Raw genomic sequence first — 22,725 nt, 5'->3', positions numbered from 1 at the left:
GATGGACAACAATGGACCCATTGGCGTCATCGATTCGGGCATCGGTGGTTTTACCGTCCTGAAAGCACTTCAAGACCGGCTGCCCAATGAAAATTATCTCTACTTTGGCGATTCAATGCGAATGCCTTATGGTGAGCGGGAAAACGACGAACTGATCATGCTGGCAAATACCATAATCCGTGATCTCGAAAATAGAGGGGTAAAAGCTGTGGTATTAGCCTGCAACACCCTTTCTTCGCTGATTGTTGAGCTGAGCGCCCGGGTGCCGCTCTTTAGTGTCATTGAAGCCGGAGTTCAGGAAACGCTCAACTGGCGGGATCGCGGTCTGGTTGGACTGATTGCCACAACGGCCACCGTCAAAAATCGGGGCTACGAAAAGGAACTGGAGTTGTGGACCCGGGAGGTCGAGTATATCGCTCAGGGAACCCATACCCTGGCCAAGGTCATTAATGATGGTCAGGGTGATTTAAAAATCCTGAAAAATAATATCCGAGAAGCCGTTGAACCGATTTTACTAAAAGGCATCAAACAAGGCATTATTATCGAAGAACTGTTACTGGGGTGTACTCATTTTCCGATTGTGGCAGTCACCATCCGACAAATGTACCCGGAGCTTGAGCTGATCAACCCGGCCAATGGCCTGGTTCGGCAGTTAAACAAGCACCTGACCGAGTTTAACTATTTCAACACCCAGGAGGAAGTTGGCAGTACCCAAATTCTCACGACAGCCGATTATGATATTTTCGAGCGAATGATCAAAGAATTGGAACTTGATTGTGATTCGCTGGAACTGACAGAATTGGAATTACCATAAACCTGCTCAGTACAGAAATTTAAAGAGATCATGGCAGTTGGTCGAAAACCAAGAATGACCTGCCATTAAAATAAGGAGTAACTATGACAACAGAAGCACCAGTAAAAAAAATAGTATATAGCGGCATCCAACCATCGGGAACCTTTACCATTGGCAATTATTTTGGCGCCATGAAAAACTGGGTAAAGATGCAGGAGGACTATCGTAGCCTTTTTTGTGTGGTTGATCTGCATGCCATCACCATGCCCCAGAACCCGGCCGATTTACGCAGACGGACTTATGAATCGATTGCGCTGCTGTTAGCCCTGGGGATTGACCCGGAAAAATCGATCCTTTATGTGCAATCAATGGTACCGGAGCATTCAGAGCTGGCCTGGATTCTAAATTGTTCAACCTATATGGGCGAACTGAGCCGCATGACGCAATTTAAAGACAAATCCCAAAAGCAGGGGGAAAACATCCGGGTTGGCTTGTTTGACTATCCGGTGCTGATGGCCGCAGATATTTTACTTTATCAAACCGATCTGGTGCCGGTGGGCAACGACCAGCGTCAGCATGTGGAACTGGCCCGGGACATTGCCATTCGTTTCAATCAGAATTTTGGTAACGTCTTTAAGGTGCCGGAAGCGTATTTTGGCGAGTCGGGAGCTCGGATTATGAGTCTTCAGGAACCAAATCGAAAAATGTCCAAATCGGATGAAAATGCCAATGCCTTTATTTCGTTGTTGGATGACTCTAAAACGATTGTCAAGAAGTTTAAACGAGCCGTTACCGATTCGGATATGGCTGTCTATCATAATCGTGAAGAAAAACCTGGGGTTTCTAATTTAATGGAAATTTATTCCTGTGCCACCGGAAAAAGTCTGGAAGAAGTCACCCGGGAATTTGATGGCAAGGGCTATGGAGATTTCAAGCTGGCCGTCGGCGAAACGGTCGCCGATACCCTTTTGCCAGTTCAAAACGAGTATCACCGGTTACTCGGTGAAAAGGCTTATCTGGAACAGATTATGCATGTTCATGCCGAAAAGGCCTCCCAGATTGCCTGGCGAACCCTGTCAAAGGTGCGCAAAAAAGTAGGTTTTGTGACCGTATAATATTCAGGACAGTTTTGATCACCATCTTCCAAAAAGGGATGGTGATTTTTTAAAATAGCGGATAATTAAGAGGGAGAAATTCAGAAAGGAAAAACGGATGGGAATTACAATGATCGTCGGCCGGCAATCTCAGCGTTTGAGTGAGGAAGTCTATCGCCAGATTGGTGCAGCCCTGGATGCAGGTAAAGAAAAGCTATATTTAGTGGTACCGGAGCAGTTTACGCTGGGTGCCGAAGAAGCCCTGATCAAGGCCAATCGGTTGTCCGGGTTGCTTGATGTCGAAGTGCTGAGTCCCAAACGGCTGGAAAATCGGGTACTTCAGGAAACCGGTGGACTGACCAAGACCTATATGGACAGCCACGGTAAAAATATGCTGCTGCAAAAAACCCTGGGAGACATTCAGGAACAATTAACCATTTATCGATCGAGCGTGAAGAAACCCGGTTTTCTGCTAAACATAGCAGATCTGATTGGTGAGCTTAAGCAGAATGAGATCTCACCGGAAAATCTGGAAGAAACGAGAAAGCGCCTGAATCAGGGGATCATGCCTCAAAAATTGGGAGATGTGATTAAAATCTATCGCCATTTTCAGGAATTATTGGGAAATGATCGTAAAGACGAAGAAGACTTACGTAATTTTGTTTGTGGAAAAATACCAACGGCAGAATTTCTTAAAGATAGTGAAATCTGGATTGATGGTTTTCAGAATTTCTCAGCCCAGGATTACCGGATGATTGGAAATCTGCTGGAAACAGCCACAGAAATCCATATTGCCTTGCCCTGGGATCCCAATCCCGTTGCCAGGGATCTAGAAGTGTTTCACTTAACAGCCACTACCATGGACGCCATCAAAGCAATCGGGGCTCGGGCCCAGGTTTCATTTAAGGTGGAAAAGATTTCTAGTGTGCATCAAAAAAAACCGGAGCTTGCTCACCTCGAAGCCAATCTTTTTGCCTATCCCAAGCTGAAATACCTGGAAGCAGTCCATCAAATCAGCTTGATCCAATGCCAGAATACCTGGGAAGAGGTGGAAATGGGTGCCCACACGATTCTTGAGTTGATCCGGGAAGAGGGGCTGTCCTTTCGTGATATAGTGGTTCTGGCCGGTGATCTGGACGAATACGGCAGCATTATTAAGCGCATTTTTGCGCAATATCAGATTCCCTTTTTCATGGATGATCTCCGGGCCATTGGCGATAATCATCTGGTCGAAGCAGTGGTGACAGCGTTGGAGGCGATCCAGAGTAACTACCGGCTTGATGATGTTATTGGTTTTGTTAAAACCGGGTTTTCACCGATTTCCCTGTCTGAATGTGAAGATCTGGAAAACTATGCTTTGGAGTTTGGCATCCGGGGCAAACAATGGGAGCAGGAATTTTCCAAAATCAGCCAGAATTCGGCTCTGGAACTTGTAAGTCTGAATGCGTTGCGGGTTAAACTAATTACTCCCCTGGCTCAGCTCAAAGCAGCGCTCAAGGCTGGACAAACCTGCCAGGATTATACCCGAACCCTCTATGAATTTCTGGTCACAATCAAAACCCCGGAAAAAATTGAGGCCCTGGTGGAACAACTTTTACAGGAACAAAATTATGAAGCGATGGAGATTTATCACCAGATTTGGAATATTCTAATGGAAGTCTTTGATCAGATTGTCGAAACCATGGGAAGTGATGAAGTGACTGGTGAAGAATATTTGCGGATCTTAAAAAGCGGATTTCAGGGCTATCAGTTGGGGATTATTCCACCCTATCGGGACTATGTCAGCATCACTGATCTACGCCGGAGTCGTAGCTCGGCTTTTGAGGTTCTGATTGTTTTTGGTCTGAACGAAGGTAAAATTCCCGGCGCTGGGAGCGAGCCCAATCTTTTTTCAGATCTGGAACGGCAGATTCTTGGGGCGAACCAGATCTGGCTGCAAAACAATCGCAGTTTTCAGATGGATCAGGAACGGTTTCTGGTTTATGATCTGTTGACAAAACCACAGTCCCGGTTGGTCCTCCATTGGGCTTTAGCCGATCTGGAAGGCAACAGTCAGCAGCCCAGTATTCTGGTCAGCCAGATTCTGGGAATCTTTCCGACAATTGAGATCATCTCAACCCTTACTGATGGGGTAGCAGCGTTCTGGAACAGCCTCAGTACTCCCGATGCGACCCTGTGGCACCTGGTCAATTACCTCCGTAAAAGCCAGACCGAGTCTAGTGCGACCCAGCAGGAAAGGGTACTGTGGGCAGAAGTACTAGACTGGTATCAAAACAATCCGGCCTACCGAAAAAACATTGACAATCTGATGCAGGCCCTGAACTATGCCGGAGTTTCTCAGGCCATGACCGGAACAGAGGCTGCTGCGCTTTACGGTAAAAATCTTCGAACCAGTATTACCCGACTGGAAACCCACCGTCAATGCCCCTTTTCCCATTATGTCCGATATGGTTTAAAACCGGAGGGGCGGCCTATTTATACGATTGCAGCGCCAGAAATTGGTACCCTGCTTCATGAACTGATTGACGGTTTTTTTAGGGCTGTACGGGAGCAGCAACTTGATCTGCGTACCCTGCCAAAAATCAAACGGGATACCCTGCTGGAAGAGGTGCTGGAAAGCTGCCTGCCGCAGATCAAAACCAATGTTTTTAACAGCACTGGCCAAAACCAGTATTTAGGCAAAAAACTGGAACGGGTGGGTAAAAAGTCGATTGACATTCTGGTGCAACAACTGTGTGCCGGGGATTTTGAACCCCAGGCTACTGAGTTCTGCTTTGAACAGGAGTTAAGCCTACCGGATGCCAAACTGGGTGAGGTCAAAATTTACGGCAAAATTGACCGGTTGGACCTCTATCAAAAAGACGGCCACACCTGGGTCAAGGTGATTGATTATAAAACTGGCAGTAAGAAACTGGGTTACGATGACATTTATTATGGTCTTTCGCTCCAACTGCTGGTCTATCTCGACGGGGCGATGACCGTTATCCCGGCTGAGGAGATCCTGCCTGGTGGAACCTTCTACTTTTATGTGGATGATCCGATGCCTCGGCTGGATTTTGGCGAGAATGTTCAGGCAGCCATTAACAAGTCCTTTAAGCTTAATGGGCTGCTGTTGGATGATGATCTGGTCATTGCCGCCATGGATCATGATGCTGATGCTAAAACATCGGACATTTTGCCAGTATACCGGTCGGAATTCAAACTTAAACAGGACGAATTTACGGACATTATCGACTACGTCCGAAAAACCGTAATCCGTCAAATTAAAAATATTTATCAGGGTGATATAAAGATCCGGCCCTATAAAAAAGGTGCAGACTATGCCTGTCAGTATTGCGATTACAAAGGCATCTGCCAGTTTGACGAGGCGATCAGCCAGGGCGGGTATGAGGTGCTGAAATCAGCGATGAAAAAAGAACAGTTCTTTACACTAATCCGGGAAGGAGAAGGCAATGAAGTGGACCAGTGATCAGTTAGAAGCAATCGAAAACCGGGAAAGCAACATGTTGGTTTCTGCTGCCGCCGGATCAGGTAAAACAGCACTGCTGATCCAGCGGATTATACGCATTATTCTGGAAGAAAAGGTTGGTGTTGATGAGCTGCTCATTCTGACCTTTACCCGGGGGGCTGCTGGCGAAATGAAAAATCGTCTGAGTCAGGCTTTGGCCCGGGAATTGGAAAACCCCCAAAATGACCGCAGCTTTTTAATGAAGCAAATAAATAGTTTAGGGGGGGCTTCCATTTCCACCCTGCATTCTTTTTGTCTTAGCGTTTTACGCCAGTATTTTCATAAGGGTGACATTGACCCGGGTTTTGCCATTGGCAATGATACGGAAATGGCATTGATGCAAAAAGAGGCTCTGGAAGAGGTCTTTGAAGAAGAATACCAGCAAGCCATCGCCCGGAGAGATTCAGAAGCGTCCGAGCAGAGCCTGGAAATAAATCAGAAACAAAATGATCGGGATATTGATTTTCTGGATCTGATCGAAAAATACAGTGGCAATAAAAATGATCAGGCATTAAAAGACACAGTGGAAACCCTCTACCGTTTTCTGGCCACCCAGCCAAATCCCGGGAGCTGGAGTCGTCAGGCCTTGACATTGTTTGATTGCGATCAGAAAAGCCTGAAAACATCGGTGTGGGGTAAGGCCTTGAAAAAAATAATTAAAACCGAGCTTCAGGGGGCCATGGATGCCGCCATGAAAGCCAGAGACCTTAGTACGGCTGCCGGTTTTGAGAAAACCCATGAGCAGATGATAAGTGAAGAGGCGATGCTAAATTCCCTAAAAAAAGCGCTACAAGACGATCTGGTTGCGGGGCTGGAAGCGTTAAAAAATCTTAGCTATGAGCGCTTTAAAGGGTCGGCCAAAGAGAATAAGGAACATAATGAGCAAATTAAAAAATATCGGGATGAAGCCAAGAGCTGTATCGCAAAACTGCAGAAACGTTTTGCCATCAATCTGGAGGAGATGGTTCAGGAGCTTAATGATCTGAAAAAACCGATGGCCGATCTGGTGGCACTGACCGAAAAATTTTGGGCGGCCTTTCAGGCCCAGAAAGCCCGGAAAAACCTCGTCGATTACAATGACCTGGAGCAGCTGACCCTTAAGATTCTGATGGATCCGGATGTGGCGGCAGAGGTTCGCTCCCGCTATCGCTATATTTTTCTGGATGAATATCAGGACACCAATGAAATGCAGGAAACCATCCTCCAGCAAATTGTTCGGGATAATAATTATTTTATGGTCGGGGATGTTAAACAAAGCATCTACCGCTTTCGTTTGGCTGATCCAACTATTTTTATCGGCAAGTATGAACGTTTTGGTCGGGATGAAGACCCCAATAATCGTCTGGTGACCCTTAATCAGAATTTCCGATCAGCCCAGGGGGTGATCAACAGCGTCAATGCTGTTTTTGAGAAAGTCATGAGTGCCGGACTGGGGGAAGTCAATTATGATGAACAGGCTCGGCTTAACAAGGGTCTGCCCCATGAAGGGCCCTATCAAAAAACCGAGATCCATATCATTGAAGAGCAGCAGCAGGAAACCGAGGATGGTGATCGTGAGGCTTTTGATCAAGTGGAACAGGAAAATCTGACGGCTGTCGAAGTGGAGGCCCGTTTTGTGGCCAGGCAAATTCAAGCGTTGGTTGGCACAACCTTTTTTGATACTCGCCATAATCAGGAACGGGTCATCGGTTATGGTGATTTTGGAGTGCTGATGCGCAGTGTCGTCGGAAGAGGAGATGTCTATCTCAAAGTTTTCAGCGAAATGGGGATTCCCACCTATTTCGACGGCGGTACCAATTATTACGAGTCGCTGGAAATCACGATGATTCTAAACTTGCTGAACCTGATGGACAATCAGCATCAGGATTTGCCGCTACTGAGTATTATGACCTCACCGATCGGCAATTTTACCACCACCGAATGTACCCGGCTGCGGATTGCCCATCCTCAGGGATTTTTTTATCAGGCTGCGGAATCCTATGCTCAGACTGAAGCTGACGAGCTGGCGCAAAAACTGGCTGCCTTTTATCAAAAACTGACAAAATGGCGCGATCAATCCAAGCTGATGCCAGTGGAAGATTTTCTCTGGAAAATTTATCTGGAATCCGGTTATTATGCTTTTGTCGGGGCCTTGCCCGGTGGTGAACAGCGGCAGTGCAATTTACGGATTTTGTTGAAGCGGGCTGGCGATTATAAAAAATCGACCCTTAAAGGTCTGTATCAATTCATCCGCTTTGTTGAAAATATGAAGAAATACAAACAGGATATTTCGCCGCCAGCCCTGGTTGGTAATGATCAGGCGGTGGTTCGGCTGATGACGATTCATAAAAGTAAGGGGCTTGAATTTCCGATTGTTTTTCTTACCGGAATCGGAAAAGGCTTTAATAAGCGCAGTAATTATGCCCAGGTGTTATTCCATAAAGAGCTGGGGATTTGCCCGGACTATGTCAATTTGGAAAAACGCTACAAACATAATTCGCTGGCCAAGGAGGTCTGCAAGGCCCAAAGTAACATCGAAATGCTTTCTGAAGAAATGCGGCTGCTGTATGTGGGGATGACGCGAGCTGAAGAAAAGCTGGTGATCGTTGGAACAGTGAAGAACTGTGAAAAAGCCTGGCAAAAATGGTACAGCGAGTCGGACGAATACCACCTTCTCAATGCCGCCAGTTTGCTGGATTGGGTGATGATGGGCGTATTGGCGGGCCGGGATCCGGCGCTGTCCAATCGGGAGCTGGATGATTTTAGCATTGTATATCATCAGGCTGATCGGTTTACCGAAAACACGGAAATCAAGCAGAATTCAGCTGATCGGTCACTAGTGAATGATTCGGGGAGGGATGATCCGAAAGCAGTAGTAGATAAGGCAACACGTTACATTTCACAGGCCGACCGGGAGGCTATTTACCAGCGCCTGGATTTTAGCTATCCGGCCAAAGCGGAGAACGAACTACCCAGTAAGATGAGTGTGACCGAAGTTAAAACGTATCAGAAAAGCGATTTGACAGATCCGACTAAACGACTTGGAACGATTACTCCAAAACAGGAGAAACCAAAATTTCTGGAACAAAAACAGACGGATTTCACCGCTGCGCAACGGGGATCGGCCCTCCATCTGTTGATGGAAGTGGTCGATTTAAAACCGATTCGGGATGAATTGCTAAATAATGGCCAGCTGACCCTGTCGGTCTTTCTAAAAAAATATCTGGCAAACCAGATTGAAATCCTGATTCAAAAAGAATTTCTGCCAGAAGCTTTGGCCCGAACCATCTGCATTGATAACCTGGTTCGGTTTTATACCTCAGCTCTGGGGCTCCGGTTATTGTCAGCTGAAACAATCAGGCGGGAAATACCGTTTAACTTTGCTTACCCACCGGCAGCAATACGAGCAGAGTGGGCGGGAATTTCTGAAAAGATCATTGTTCAGGGAATTATTGACTGTGCCTTTATTGAAGCCAATCAATGGGTGATCATCGATTATAAAACAGATTATTTAAAAGATACCCGCCAGGAGATCATTAATGGCTATGAAACGCAGATCAATCTGTATGCCCAAGCCCTGGCAGAATTAACCGGAATTCCGGTGGGGGAAAAAATAATCGCGTTGATTACCATGAACGAAGCGCTCAGCATTCCCTGAGCGGTCGAATTATTTTACCCGTAATTGGGTGTTTTCTTAATCAAAACATGGTAAAATATTAAAAATAAACAGGTTCTACTTTGCCTTAGCAGTTAACTTAGCTAGATTATATTAACGTACGATTGGTGGCAGAGTTGGACATAAAATAATGATAACAAAGGACAGTCCAATGAAAGCATTGCAAAAAGATACACTCAGAGAAATAAAAAAATCCAGGAACCGTTTTCTATCGATCGTTGCCATTATTGCTCTGGGGATCTGTTTTTTTGTGGGGGTTAAAACAACCGGCCCCAGCATGAAACACACAGTCAGTGAGTACTATCAGAACCAGCAACTGATGGACATGCGGCTGGTTTCCACCTATGGCTTTTTGCCAGCCGATGTGGAGGCCATCAAGAACACCCCGGGGGTGGCAACCGTAATGCCCAGCTATTCGGCAGATGTAATCATTGAGCGGGGCGACAAGCGACCGGTCATTAAAATGATGGCTTTCCAAAGGGATCAGACCCTTAATCAGCCAGTCCTGGTGGCTGGGCGGTTGCCGGAAAACGCCGGAGAAATACTGATGGAACAGCCCCAGGAAGATAAAGGCATGGGGGTTTCCAGCCATATTTATCAACTGGGCGAAGTCATTAAGTTATTCCCGGAGGTCGGCGATAAAGCCCTCTCCGAGTCGATCAAACGGGATCAATTCACCATCGTCGGTTTTGTCCGATCACCCCAGTTTGTTTCCATCGAGCGGGGTAGTACCTCGGTTGGTCGAGGGGAGGTCGATTATTATGGGTTCATTCCGGTTGAAAATTTCGCCTTTGAACGTTTTACTGAAGTTTATCTCCTGTCTCAGGCCAGTGTCGATGGGGTTAAGCCCTATTCTGATGAATATGCGTCAGCCATCGTTAGCCTGGAAAATAAGCTGGAAGCGTTGGGAATCGAACAACTGGAAATCAATTACAGCGATATTATGGACAAGGCTCAGGCTGAACTGGATAAGGGCCGGGTCAAGTACAACGATGGGGTAGCCCAATTTAATGCGGGGATCGCCCAAGGTGAGGCTAGCTTGGCTGATGCCAGAAACCAGTTGGTTGATGGCGAGGCAGCCCTCAGTGCTGGCTGGGATGAGTATTACTTCACCATCGCTCAGACTCAGGCTCAGCTTGATGACGCCCGGAATCAGATCGTTCAGGGTGAAGCTCAGCTGATTAATGGCGCCGCGACCTTAAAACAGGAACTGGCGGCAGGGGAAGCCCAACTGGAAACCTTGCGCCAGGGTATCAGTGAGTTAAAAAGCGGTATTGCTCAAATGGAAGCCCAGGATCCTTCAGGTCAACTGCCGGACTTGGAAGCTCAGCTGGCTGAGCTGGAAAACCAGATTACCCAGGGTGAAAGTGCCTTGGCAAACCTTAAAGCGCTGCAGGTCGGAGTTGAAGGCCAGATTCAGAGCCTGGATCCGACTGCTCCAGATTATCAGGAACGGCTGGCTGCGTTAGAAGCCCAACTGGCTGAGATCAACAGCCAGATTGCCGGAGTCGAAGCGGGCTTATCCCAGGCTTACGCTGGAAGAGATCAGATCCAGCAGGGGATCGATGATATTTATGCTTTTCAGGCCCAGCTAAACGGGATGCGAATCCAGCTGGCCGAGTTGGAAGCGACGCTACCCCAGGCAGAAGCTGCTCTGGCCCAGGCCAAAATCGATGGTGAGAATCAGTTGTCGGCCGGATGGACAAAACTGGCCGACAGTAAGAAACAGCTCAATGCCGGGATCGCTGCCTTCGAGGCGGGCAAGGAAGAGGGACTGGGAACCCTGATTGCTTCTCAGGCCAAATTAGAGGCTGGCTGGGGGGAGCTAGCTGATGGCGAAGCCCAGCTGGTTCAGAAACGGGCCGAGGGTAAGGCCGAACTGGCCAATGCAGCCAATGAGCTGGCCAAAGCAGAGGCGAAAATCGGCGATCTGGAATTTGGAAAATGGTATCTGTTCAACCGTGATGATAACCCCGGCTATACCAGCTATGGTGAGGATGCCCAGCGGATTGACAATATTTCAGGGGTCTTTCCCCTTATTTTTCTACTGGTGGCAGCGTTGGTGTCTTTTACCACCATGACCCGGATGGTGGAAGAACAGCGAACCCAGATTGGAACTCTGAAAGCGCTGGGTTACCGGCATTATCAGATCGGCTCGAAGTTTTTTATCTATGCCTTATTAGCAGGTAGCATTGGTTCTGCAATTGGTTTAATTATCGGCATCAATACGCTGCCGTATCTAATTTCCAGTGCCTATGGTCTGCTTTATCAGGTGCCCGATTTAGTCATTGCACCGCCCTGGTTGCCGATTATCGTTTCCTGTTTAATTGCGATTTCCTGCACGGTGGCGGCGGCGGTGATTGTTACCCATTATGAGCTCAAAGAACACCCTTCGGAGTTGATGCGCCCCAAGGCTCCTAAAATCGGAAAACGAATTTTTCTGGAAAGCATTCCGTTTATCTGGAAACGATTGGGTTTTATTGAAAAAGTGACTGCCCGTAATCTGCTGCGTTACAAGGGTCGATTTTTTATGACCGTGATTGGGATCGCCGGGTGCACGGCCCTGATTCTAGCCGGGTTCGGGCTTCAGGATGCAATCTTCTCGATGATCCCCCGGCAGTTTGAGAACATTACCGTTTTTGATGGCTACATGGCTTTAAAAAATGAAGGAACGCTGGCCGAAAAAGCAGATTTCAAAAAAATGCTGGATAGTGATAGCCGTTTTGGTGAAAATATGCTGGCCCATCAGTCCAAGATGACCATTGAAAAAGCGGGAACGGAGAGTGGTAAAGCTGCCTATCTGTTTGTACCGGAAACAGCGGCGAAGATTGATCATTTTATTCACCTGCAGGACAGAAGTTCTGGAGAAGCCATTAATCTGGAAGCGGCTGGTGCTGTTTTATCGGAAAAAGTTGCCAATAGTCTGGGACTTAAGGTCGGGGACACGATCCGGATTTACAATGATGACGAAAGTCACGAGGTGGTTTTAGGTGCCATCACCGAAAATTATCTGGAAAATTATCTTTACTTATCGCCAGCCGTTTATGAAAAAGCCTTTGGAAAACCATTGATGGTGAATATGGCCTACGTTAATATTCCCGATACCAATACCGACCTGGAAAATGCCATTGCCAATGAGTGGCTGGCCAAAGATGGGGTGGTGGCAGTGAACTTTACCGGAAACATTGTTAAATCATCATCAGACAGCCTCAGCAGTTTGAGTATTGTAGTCGTTGTGATGCTTATTTCGGCGGGGGCGTTGGCAGCGGTGGTGCTTTATAATCTCACCAACATAAATATTTCGGAACGGGTCCGGGAAATTGCGACCATCCGGGTCTTGGGTTTCTATGACATGGAAGTATACAAATATATTTTTCGGGAGAACATTGTCCTTTCGGCGATTGGGATCGTGGTTGGTTTATTCTTAGGCGTTCTGCTGGATGGGTTTATCATCAACACCGTGGAAACCGATATTGCCATGTTTGCCCGGGAAATTGAGCCAACCAGTTTTATTTACTCGGTGGTCTTTACACTGGCTTTTACCTTTATAGTTAATATTCTAATGACCCCACTGATCAAGCGAATCAGCATGGTGGAATCACTCAAATCAATTGAATAATTTGGACAAAAAAGCCGACTGAAAGTTTTAAATTTTCAGTCGGCTTTAAATTTGTTGTCAATCTGTGGGGGTGTTTTATACCGGATTAGTGATAAACGAATCGCCGGAGGTATCAAAGGGGGTTCCTTTGGGAACAACTTTTACCTCAATGCTTTCCAGGCGGTAGCCGTAGCCGGAGGAGCCGGATTGTTCGCCGTTAGTTGCCCAACTCAGCCAGCCCAAATTTTGAACATGGGTACGGTAGTAGAGGTCAAATTGATTGGCATCGGCGCCGGTGAGTTTAATCTGAATGGCTTCCAGCCGTAATCCTGCTCCGGACGTACCGCTGAGCTCGCCGTCATAACGCCAATCCTGCCAGCCGATGTCCTGGATATGGGTTTGATAGGCAATACCCAGGTCGTAGCCAGGATTATCCAAGAGAATTTGAATGGCTTCCAGGCGGTAACCTAAACCGGAAGTGCCGCTGAGCTCGCCATTTCGTTTAAAGAGCGGTTCCCAGCCAAGATTTTGAATATGGGTTTTATATAAGACCGATAAAGGTTTATCCGTGACAACCTTTTGTAAGGCCTGATCCAACTGGATTAAACCATAACCGAAGGCATCATCTTTGCCAGGATCACCCAGATCAAGCGCAGTGCTTGTTAGAGCCGTTTCGACATCGCGGGCACTTAAATCACCGTTGGCAGCCAGCAACACGCCGCAGGCACCGGCAACAATCGGAGCAGAGAAAGAGGTGCCACTGTCGCTTTTGTAACCATTAGAAATTGAGGTCGTATAGACATTTTCACCAGGAGCAGCCAGATCGACCATGCTGTTATACTGGGAGAAGGTAGCCCGCTCATTGGTTCGAGTGGTAGCGGCCACCGAAATAACGCCATCGTAGGAAGCTGGATAAGAAGGGAGTCCGGCCTCCGGATCTGTTGGTTCTCCCTCATTTCCGGCTGCTGCAACCAGAACCTTGCCCCGGTCTTTGGCGTATGCAATAGCGGCAGCCTCGCTGTTATTGTATTCATAACCGCCATAACTCATATTAATGACTTTAATATCAGAGCGATCAGCAGCATCCATCAGAGCAGCGCAGATATTGGCCACCGAGAGACCCTTGGTTCCGACCCGGTAGGGGGCAATCTTTATATTGGCGGTGCCAGCGACACCAGAAAGACCGATGCCGTTATTGGCAGTAGCGGCAATAAAACCGCTGACCAGGGTACCGTGACCATCTTGATCCGTTACCGCATCGCTCTTGTTGACATAGTCATAACCGGCAATGATTCGGCCAACCAGATCGGGATGGCTGGTATTTAAACCGGTGTCTAAAACAGCGATACCAACGGTTTCAGAATTGGCTACCTGATCCCAGGTTTGATCAGCGCCAATGCTTACAAACTGCCAGGCGCTCCCATCGGTTACATACGGATCGTTTGGCAGGTCATAGGTTCTTAAGATACAATTGCGATCGGCCACCAGAACATTGGGGTTTTCATTGATGGTTTTAATAAAGGCATCGATGTCGACATCGCTTTTTACCTCTAAAACATCAACTCGATCTGAGATCGTTTCGCCGGAGACAACCTCATTGGTCGATAAAGACAGACTTTGAACATTTAAGGGACTGGTATTTTTGTAAATGATTACGACCTGCGAATCGATGTTTCCGGTGCTGTCCACATCAGGAATTTCGGACAGGGTATTGATAGTCATTTGCGCTTCCCCACTCACTTCACTGGGATTGTTTATAGCAACTGTTTTAGTTGATTCATTGGCTAGGATTGGGGCTGGCAGAAAAAACATTGACAGCACAATGCTAAACAAACACAGTAGGTGTTTCGTTTTTGGTTTCATGGAACTCTCCTTGGATATTTATCTAGTTGCCACAACACGAATTCAGAGTAACAACTCAAAATACTTATAAAATAATTGTAGCACAATTATCCCGTGATTACCTTATTTTTACTGCATAATGAAGTCGAAATGAGGGATGATTTTGAAATTTATAAGCCTGGCTTGCGAATTGGTTTATTAAGACGAACTGTCGTTTCATCAAAAGAAAAGAAGCATCAATACGCAAGCCGGTATTTTTCGAAATATGAATCGAAAATCGAATTTTTACAGCTTCTTTTTCTTTTAAATAAACTATATAAATGTTAAAATGATTACAATTGAATGTGTTTACCTGACAAAAAAGAAGTTCTGATTTGGAAGGAATTAGTTTAAAATTCAAATCTGCATCAGCAGATTGTTTTATTGCTGCCTTCCTGTTTAACAGGAAGTTTTTTTGAGTAATTTGAAAGGAGTGATCGAACATCGAACGTGTAGCGGTGCTAACTGCAATTTTAGAAAATCCACAGGAAGTTCAGGAAGCGTTTAATCGGATTATTGCATCCTATCAATCGCTGGTCATTGGTCGGATGGGCTTACCACTTTCGGATAAAGGCATCTCCATTGTTTGCGTCACCTTATGCGGTAATATGGACGAGATAAATTCTTTAAACGGTCAGTTGGGTAAATTAAAAGAAGTGCATTCAAAATTAACTGTTTCAAAAAAAGAGTTTTAGTAAAGGATGAAGAAGAAAATGATTAAAAAAATGAACACAAAGAAAATGATTGTGCTGGCTGGCTTGATGATGGGGATGATCCTGGCTTTTACTGCTTGTCAGGCAAAGCCAGCAGAACCACAAACTGTTAAGGTTGGAACTCTGGCAGGACCAACTGGAATGGGAATGGCCGAAATGATTGTTAACGGCGTCAATCTGGGAGAAAATGTGACCACCGAATTTACTGTGGCCGGTGCACCGGATCAACTGACGGCCAGTGTGATCAGCGGAGAATTTCAGCTGGCCGCCCTGCCCAGCAACCTGGGCGCAGTGTTGTTTAATAAAACTGAGGGACAGGTTGTTCTGGGATCGGTCAACACCTTGGGCGTGCTTTATATCGTTGCTGATGAAACCGCTGGGGTAGCCAGTATCGCTGATTTAAAAGGAAAAACCATTGTTGCCAGCGGACAGGGCTCAACCCCGGAATATGTGCTGAATTACTTACTGGAAAAAAATGGCTTGACACCAGGTGTTGATGTCACTATTAATTATGTGGCGGAACACAGTGAAGCAGTCACACAATTGGCGGCTGGACAGGCCACCATTGCGATGATTCCGGAACCGTTTGTGACGACGATTACAACAAAAAAACCGAATATCAAAATCGCTGTGGATATGTCAGAAGCCTGGGAAGCGGCCAGCAACGGTTCGCAACTGCAGATGACAACATTGGTTGTTAATAAAGAGTGGGCTGAAGCGAACCCTGAGGTACTAAAGAAATTCCTGGAAGCCTACGAAGCCTCAATTGATTCAGTCAATGAGAACCCGGCCGAAGGGGCGAAAAATATTGTGGCAGCTGGGATCATGACCGATGCGTCCCTGGCTGAGAAAGCGATTCCCAATTGTAATATTGTCTTTATTCCAGTTAAAGAGGCTCAGCAGTCTTTAAATGAATACTACACGATATTAGCCGGTTTTGAACCAAAAGCTGTTGGAGGAAAAGTTCCTGGTGAAGAGTTCTACGTTCTTGGAAAATAAAAGACCGTTCAATACGATCATAAAAAAAATAGGAGTCGCCATTTTTTGGGTGCTTCTTTGGGCCCTGGCAGCCTGGTGGGTCGATAGCCCACTGGTGCTGCCATCGCCGCTTAAAACCCTTGAAGGTGTGATTATCCTGGCAGGGGATTTTGAGTTTTTTGTGAGTATCGGGGCAACCCTGCTACGGGTTTTTGGAGGGGTTTTTATTTCAGTAGCGCTGGGTCTGGTGTTGGGTCTGGCTGGCGGACTCAACAAAGCTTTTTATGAGATCATGAATCCGTTTGTCAGTACCATCAAATCGTTGCCCGTGGTTTCGGTGATTATTCTGATTAATTTGTGGATTGCCTCGGGGGTGGTACCGCTAGTAGTCACCTTTCTGATCTGTTTTCCAGTCACTTGGACTAATGTGGTACAGGGGGTGAGAACCACCGATAAAAAGCTGTTGGAGATGGCTAGAATTTATAATGTAGATCAAACTAAAATAATCCGGGATATTTATATACCGTCGGTTAAACCGTTTGCGGTTTCAGCACTGATGAATGCCATCGGTCTGGGCTGGAAGGTTACCGTTACCGCTGAAGTGCTGGCCAATGCCTTGCCATCCATCGGGATGAATCTGTATTATGCCAAAATATATCTGGAAACCGATTTGTTGTTTTCCTGGACACTTGTCATCGTGATCTGTAGCCTTGCCATTGAAAAGATCACCCTCCATGTGATTGGAAATAATCGAAAGGAGGAGGGCCAATGTCCATTGTCATAACAAACCTCAGTAAAAAATATGGGGCAGAGACTATTTTTGAGAACTTCAATCTGGTGATTAAAAAAAATAAAATAACTGGTATTCTCGGGCCCTCCGGGGCTGGCAAAACCACCCTACTCAATCTTTGTAGTGGTCTGGAACAACCTGATTGTGGAACCATAGCAGGAATTAACTTTCAGTCGATCTCGTATATTTTTCAGGAGCCCCGCTTGCTGCCCTGGCGAACCGTGCGGGAAAATCTGCGCTTTGTCTTTAAAGAAAAATCGATTAAGAAGCCGAGTCTTCATGATGCCGACATCGATGCGATGTTGGAATTGGTAGGTCTGGCAAGAGCGGGAGACCATTATCCTTCGGAACTCAGTGGTGGGATGCGCCAGCGGGTTTCGATTGCCCGGGCGTTTTTATACCCTTCCGAATTGCTGCTGATGGATGAACCCTTTAGCAGTCTGGACTGTGCGCTTAAAAATCGTTTGATCGACGATTTTTCAAAGATCTGGGCCCAAGACAAACGGACGGTGATTTTTGTCAGTCACAATGAAGATGAAATCAGTCGCTTGGCTCAGGAAGTGTTGACCTTTTCTGACAAACCGGTTCAGCTGCTCAGCAGAGAAATCCGGGTTTGATTGTAATCAAAATATTTAAATTGAATGGAGTTACCTGGTGAAAATTGTTTAGTCGTATGTTAAACTGAATCGATAGGCAAAAAACTAATTTAAGGAGAAGTCAATATGAATAAAAAAGCAATAATTGCGAAGAAAGCCCCGGCGGCAGTAGGGCCATATTCACACGCTTATTTAGTGGGGGATACCTTATACACGTCGGGTCAGTTGGGTCTGATTCCGGAAACCGGTGAATTGGCAGAAGGCGTAGCGGAGCAGGCTAAACGAGGTTTGGACAATTTGAATGCTGTTTTGGAAGAGGCTGGATTCAGTCGGCGAGATATTGTTAAAACCACGGTGTTTCTGGCAAATATGGCTGATTTTGGGGTGGTCAATGACATTTATGCCGAATTCTTTGAAGGCCAGGCAGAGTATCCTGCCCGTTCCTGTATGCAGGTAGCGGCTTTGCCCAAGGCAGCACTTTTCGAAATTGAAGCCATTGCTGTAAAATAAGATTACTAATGCTGAAAAACAGATCGAATAATTTAAACGCCCATGGTCATGCCGTTTCGGCAAATGATCATGGGTATCTTATTGACTGAATGTGACGATGAAAAAAGCGAGGGGAAGTTTGAACAAAAAATTGCAGAACTATGTGTCACTGGTAGATTTTTTAGCCGATTTTATGGGCGATAATACGGAAGTGGTACTTCATGATCTGACGGACTGGCATCATTCCGTGATTGCGATTCGCAATGGCCATATCAGCGGTCGGAAGGTTGGTGATCCGATTACTGAAACGAATCTGAGAATTCTCAGAAGTGAAGTGCACAAAAAAGTACCCTATATGAACAATGATCCCAAAAAATTCAAGAAGAAAGAATCAATTAAATCGGCATCATGGTTTATTAAGGATGAAAATGACGTTTTAATCGGGATGATCTGTATCAACTCGGATTGCCAGGACTTAATTGCCGCCAGAGAACTCTTGGATAAGATGATCCGGCCACCGCTCGTAGAGACCGCTGAACAAGAAAAAGGCCCGGATAAAATAAACATTGATGTCAAAGAATTGGTCGACAATAATTTAAATCACATCTCCCGGGATCTGTTGAAAAAACTGAAGTCTTTATCCAAGGATGAAAAAATTGAACTGGTCGGAAAACTCAATGAGATGGGTACTTTTTCGGTTAAGGGCACGGTCTGGTATTTGGCCAAGTGTATGGGGGTATCGGTGCCGACTCTGTATCGTTATCTTTCAGCAACAAAAAAATGATTGTAGTAAGCAGCGACGATTTTAATTATATGGGTAACGGTTAAAATGATAAACGCAACGTTAAAATGGTTAAGGTTATTCTTAATCAGAATAAAAATAAAATTATTTTTATTTAATCGTTTACTTTTTGCCTGAAAGATGTTATATTGATATCAATAATTCTCATTTTCACAATAATTTCCAGGAAGACCTCAGGCTTAGCCTGAGGTTTTTCCTTTTTTGACGGAGAAAAAGCTGTTATGAAGATGGAGAATTGAGTCTTAAGGAAATCTTGTTTCAATTGAGCTCCAGGTGAGAGAATTTACAAATCTTTTAAAATAGCATATAATATTGATATTACAAACAAGAAAACAATTGCCTAAATATAAGAGAAATAGAGGTGCAATATGACGAGTCAGTTAAATAGCGATAATCTGCCGGAACATATAGCCATAATCATGGACGGTAATGGCCGTTGGGCGAAGGCGAAAAATCGGCCCCGGTTATTTGGCCACAATGCTGGCATGAAGACATTAAAGAAAATTGTCCGGGCATCCTCTGATGCTGGAATAAAAATAATTACTATGTATGCTTTTTCAACTGAGAATTGGAAAAGGAGTCCCGAAGAAGTTGATGGACTGATGAATATTGCGGTTGAGTATTTTCATAAAGAAGTTGGCGAACTCCATCAAAACAATGTTAAAATTAATGTCATCGGCAACGTAAATGGACTGGCAAAAAAAGTCAGAGAAGCCGCTGTAAAGGCTATGAGCACCACCGCAGAAAATACTGGGCTGGTGTTAAATATTGCCCTGAATTATGGTGGCAGAGATGAAATTCTTCATGCCGTCAAAGCACTGATCGCTCAGGGGATTGATCCGGAAGCCGTGACAGAACAGCACATCAGTGATCAACTTTACACCAAAGGTCAACCAGATCCAGATCTGTTGATTCGGACCGGTGGGGAAAGCCGGCTCAGCAATTTTATGCTGTGGCAGATGGCCTACTCCGAATTTATGTTTACAGACGTTTATTGGCCTGATTTTGAAGTCGACGTCTATTATGAAATGATTAAAAATTATCAGAAAAGGAATCGGCGCTATGGATCGGCCGAGTAGCAGTCTTGAGAGTCGTCGGGCAGAACGGGCACTGGCTGAAAATCGACGGGCTGAAAAGAGCTCTATGAAAACCCGAATCTGGACTGGGGTCATTGGTCTGCCGTTGCTTATTTTTATACTCTACACCGGGGGATTTATCCTGGTTGTCGGCGTGTCAATCCTGGCATTTGTCGGAACAATGGAGTATACCCGAGCCATCAATAAAATGATTCGGCCTAAAATGAATGTGGTTTTAATGATTATCCTGACGGTTATGCTAATGGTGACCATCAAACTGGATTATTACTTTCTGATGCCGGTTCTGCTGGTGGCCTTTATCATTATTTTCTGTTATGAAATCTTATCAGGAAATGCGGGAATTGAGCGTGGTAGCGCTACCCTGATGGGACTTATTTATGTGCCGATTATGTTTGGTCACCTGTTTTTGTTTGAAACGGTTAACAAAGGGCCTTACTATATGTGGCTGATTTTCGTGATTGCGTTCACAACTGATACAGCGGCATATTTTATTGGCAAATCAATCGGCAACCGCAAGATCGCTCCTTTGATCAGCCCAAAAAAAACCATCGCCGGTTCAGTCGGTGGTGTTGTCGTTGCGGCCTTGTGTACCATTCTTTACGGCACCATTCTGAGTTCCTATTTCAGTTTTGTGTTGCCCTGGTATTTATATCTGGTCGTTGGGGTTTTTGGCAGCATCGCCGGACAGTGTGGCGATTTAACCGCCTCAATGATCAAGCGAAAAGCCAAAATTAAAGATTTTGGCACCATCCTGCCCGGTCATGGCGGAATTTTGGATCGCTTTGACAGTATCCTATTTATCATTCCGCTAATTTATATTTTTGCCAAACTAACCATTGGCATTGCGTAGGTGAAAATTTGAATCTCTATACCATCCTGATTACACTACTGATTTTATGTGTCCTGGTGATTGTACATGAACTGGGACATTTTATGGTGGCCAAAAAAACCGGCATCTTTGTCGAAGAGTTTGCCATTGGCATGGGGCCAAAACTGTTTGGCCGACAGGGCAAAGAAACCCTGTTCACAATTCGGGCCTTTCCGGTGGGTGGCTTTTGTAAAATGCGGGGCGAAGAACCGGAATTTGATACAGACGGCAACCTGATTCCCAGAGATCCCAATATCCCTATTGATCCCCGCAGTTATGAAGCCAAAAGCCGGGGCCAAAAGCTGCTGGTACTGGTGGCCGGTTCGGCGATGAACATCATTTTTGCAGTGGTTTGCCTGGTTGTGGTGGCCCTGTTTACCGGTCATACCAATGTCTTTGATGCCATCGGCACGGCCTTTTTAAACACCTGGCGGTTTTCCGGTCTGATTTTTCAGAGCTTTGGGATGTTGTTTACCGGCCAGGTGGGTCTGGATCAACTGGCTGGTCCGATTGGCATGGTATCGATGGTGGATACCTTTTTACAGAGCGGACTGATTATTTTACTGGCCTTTACTGCCATGCTCAGTGTCAATCTGGGGATCATCAACCTGTTTCCATTGCCAGCGCTGGATGGCGGACGGATCTTTATTATTTTGATTGAAATGGTGGTGCGCCGGAAACTCAGTCCCGAACTGGAAATGAAGATCAATTATTTTGGTTTTATCGCCTTGATTGCCCTGGCAATTCTAATTGCTGTGAATGATGTCATGCGTTTGGCGGCATAGGAGAGGGATATGAAAATACGAAAAAAGACCCGGGTGGTCAACATCGGCGGGGTAGCCATTGGTGGTGAAAACCCTATCGCCATCCAGTCAATGACCAATACCGATACCAGAAATATCGAAGCGACGATTGCCCAGATTAATAGTCTGGAAGCTGTTGGCTGTGAGATTGTCCGGGTGGCTGTACCTGATGAAGCGGCGGCCAGAGCGATTACCGGGATTAAAAAGGGCATCGGTATTCCCCTGGTGGCGGATATTCACTTTGATTATCGACTGGCTTTACGTGCCATGGAAAATGGGGTTGATAAGCTGCGCATCAATCCAGGGAATATCGGTTCGGAACAGGGCATCCGGGAAATTGTTGCCATGGCCACTGAACGGGACATCCCGATCCGGATTGGCGTCAATGCCGGTTCCCTGGAAAAAGAAATCCTGATAAAAAACGGGGGTCAGGCCACCCCGGCCGGGATGGTCGCGTCAGCCCAACGCCACATCCAGATTCTGGAAGATGCTGGCTTTGATAATATGGTGGTTTCGATGAAGGCTTCGGATGTGCGCTTCACCATCGAATCCTATGAACAATTTTCTAAAAGTTATGATTATCCACTCCATCTGGGGATCACTGAGGCCGGAATCCTGCGCAGTTCGGCGGTTAAATCCGCTCTGGGCATCGGCTATCTGCTCCTCAATGGATTGGGGGATACCCTGCGGGTGTCAATCACTGGTGATCCCCGAGAAGAAATCGAGGTTGCCCGGGATATTCTCAGCGACATTGGCTTATACACTGGCCGTCAACCCCGGGTTGAAGTGATCTCCTGCCCCACCTGTGGCCGCACTGAAATTGATCTGATCGGTATCGCCGAAGAAATTAATAAGCAGCTACGAACCGTTGAAAAAAACATCAAGGTTGCGGTGATGGGTTGTATTGTCAATGGCCCCGGGGAAGGCAAGGCCGCGGATATTGGCATTGCTGGCGGAAAAAATAAAGCAGTATTATTTAAAAAGGGTGAAATAATAAAAAGCATTGCCGAGGATGAAATTATCTCGGTGTTAATGGATGAAATAGAAAAAATGTGAGGCG

General features: G+C 46.0%; 16 protein-coding genes. 15 read left to right on the top strand and 1 reads right to left on the bottom strand.

All coding sequences use genetic code 11. The annotated features are described in order from the left end of the window. The first annotated feature begins 1 nt into the window (after position 1). The 5 genes from BI182_RS12590 to BI182_RS12570 all read left to right on the top strand — a co-directional run bounded on the left by BI182_RS12590 (position 2) and on the right by BI182_RS12570 (position 12,669). On the top strand, positions 2 to 814 hold the full coding sequence (locus tag BI182_RS12590) for a glutamate racemase (RefSeq protein WP_070371855.1): 813 nt from the start codon (positions 2 to 4) through the stop codon (positions 812 to 814). 83 nt (positions 815 to 897) lie between these two features. Continuing rightward, on the top strand, positions 898 to 1,908 hold the full coding sequence (trpS, locus tag BI182_RS12585; RefSeq protein ID WP_070371856.1) for a tryptophan--tRNA ligase: 1,011 nt from the start codon (positions 898 to 900) through the stop codon (positions 1,906 to 1,908). Positions 1,909 to 2,005: 97 nt separating this feature from the next. Next, the gene (locus BI182_RS12580; RefSeq protein WP_070371857.1) at positions 2,006 to 5,356 is read left to right on the top strand and encodes a PD-(D/E)XK nuclease family protein; all 3,351 of its coding nucleotides are present in this window, start codon (positions 2,006 to 2,008) and stop codon (positions 5,354 to 5,356) included. Then, on the top strand, positions 5,340 to 9,032 hold the full coding sequence (gene addA / locus BI182_RS12575; RefSeq protein ID WP_286808365.1) for a helicase-exonuclease AddAB subunit AddA: 3,693 nt from the start codon (positions 5,340 to 5,342) through the stop codon (positions 9,030 to 9,032). Before BI182_RS12580 ends, addA begins: the two co-directional genes overlap by 17 nt. Before the next feature lie 169 nt (positions 9,033 to 9,201). Continuing rightward, on the top strand, positions 9,202 to 12,669 hold the full coding sequence (locus tag BI182_RS12570) for an FtsX-like permease family protein (protein ID WP_286808364.1): 3,468 nt from the start codon (positions 9,202 to 9,204) through the stop codon (positions 12,667 to 12,669). Positions 12,670 to 12,744: 75 nt separating this feature from the next. Here the strand turns inward: BI182_RS12570 and BI182_RS12565 are convergent, their stop codons facing one another. Then, positions 12,745 to 14,511, bottom strand: a complete 1,767-nt coding sequence (locus BI182_RS12565) for a S8 family serine peptidase (RefSeq protein ID WP_286808362.1) — start codon at positions 14,509 to 14,511, stop codon at positions 12,745 to 12,747. A gap of 476 nt (positions 14,512 to 14,987) precedes the next feature. Between BI182_RS12565 and BI182_RS12560 the strand changes: the two genes are divergently transcribed. From BI182_RS12560 to ispG, 10 genes are all read left to right on the top strand, one after another. Further along, the gene (locus BI182_RS12560) at positions 14,988 to 15,224 is read left to right on the top strand and encodes a TM1266 family iron-only hydrogenase system putative regulator (protein ID WP_228882341.1); all 237 of its coding nucleotides are present in this window, start codon (positions 14,988 to 14,990) and stop codon (positions 15,222 to 15,224) included. Positions 15,225 to 15,242: 18 nt separating this feature from the next. Next, entirely contained in the window at positions 15,243 to 16,241 is a 999-nt protein-coding gene (locus BI182_RS12555) for an ABC transporter substrate-binding protein (protein WP_286808359.1), read from the top strand. Further along, positions 16,231 to 17,004 carry an ABC transporter permease gene (locus tag BI182_RS12550; protein WP_286808358.1) on the top strand — a complete coding sequence of 258 codons (774 nt, stop codon included), beginning with the start codon at positions 16,231 to 16,233 and terminating at the stop codon, positions 17,002 to 17,004. The genes BI182_RS12555 and BI182_RS12550 overlap by 11 nt, the downstream gene beginning before the upstream one ends. Then, positions 16,989 to 17,627: an ABC transporter ATP-binding protein gene (locus tag BI182_RS12545; protein WP_286808356.1), complete on the top strand. Its 639-nt coding sequence runs from the start codon at positions 16,989 to 16,991 to the stop codon at positions 17,625 to 17,627. Before BI182_RS12550 ends, BI182_RS12545 begins: the two co-directional genes overlap by 16 nt. A gap of 105 nt (positions 17,628 to 17,732) precedes the next feature. Further along, complete coding sequence (locus tag BI182_RS12540; RefSeq protein WP_286808354.1) at positions 17,733 to 18,116, top strand: Rid family detoxifying hydrolase; 384 nt, start codon at positions 17,733 to 17,735, stop codon at positions 18,114 to 18,116. A 118-nt stretch (positions 18,117 to 18,234) separates the two neighbouring features. Further along, positions 18,235 to 18,879, top strand: a complete 645-nt coding sequence (locus BI182_RS12535) for a helix-turn-helix transcriptional regulator (RefSeq protein ID WP_070371867.1) — start codon at positions 18,235 to 18,237, stop codon at positions 18,877 to 18,879. Between the two features lie 386 nt (positions 18,880 to 19,265). Next, a complete protein-coding gene (uppS, locus tag BI182_RS12530; RefSeq protein WP_148637445.1) occupies positions 19,266 to 19,976 on the top strand; it encodes an undecaprenyl pyrophosphate synthase in 711 nt (236 codons plus the stop codon). Continuing rightward, a complete protein-coding gene (locus BI182_RS12525; protein WP_084633685.1) occupies positions 19,960 to 20,844 on the top strand; it encodes a phosphatidate cytidylyltransferase in 885 nt (294 codons plus the stop codon). The genes uppS and BI182_RS12525 overlap by 17 nt, the downstream gene beginning before the upstream one ends. A gap of 8 nt (positions 20,845 to 20,852) precedes the next feature. Beyond that, positions 20,853 to 21,647 carry a M50 family metallopeptidase gene (locus tag BI182_RS12520; RefSeq protein WP_070371869.1) on the top strand — a complete coding sequence of 265 codons (795 nt, stop codon included), beginning with the start codon at positions 20,853 to 20,855 and terminating at the stop codon, positions 21,645 to 21,647. 9 nt (positions 21,648 to 21,656) lie between these two features. Further along, positions 21,657 to 22,721: a flavodoxin-dependent (E)-4-hydroxy-3-methylbut-2-enyl-diphosphate synthase gene (gene ispG, locus BI182_RS12515; protein WP_286808351.1), complete on the top strand. Its 1,065-nt coding sequence runs from the start codon at positions 21,657 to 21,659 to the stop codon at positions 22,719 to 22,721. Positions 22,722 to 22,725 lie beyond the last annotated feature (4 nt).

Origin of the sequence: Acetobacterium sp. MES1 (genome assembly GCF_002237635.1) — a bacterium.
GTDB classification, from domain to species: Bacteria; Bacillota; Clostridia; order Eubacteriales; family Eubacteriaceae; genus Acetobacterium; species Acetobacterium wieringae.
The sequence above is the reverse complement of the archived record's forward strand: the minus strand, read 5'-3'. Positions and strand labels throughout refer to the sequence as shown.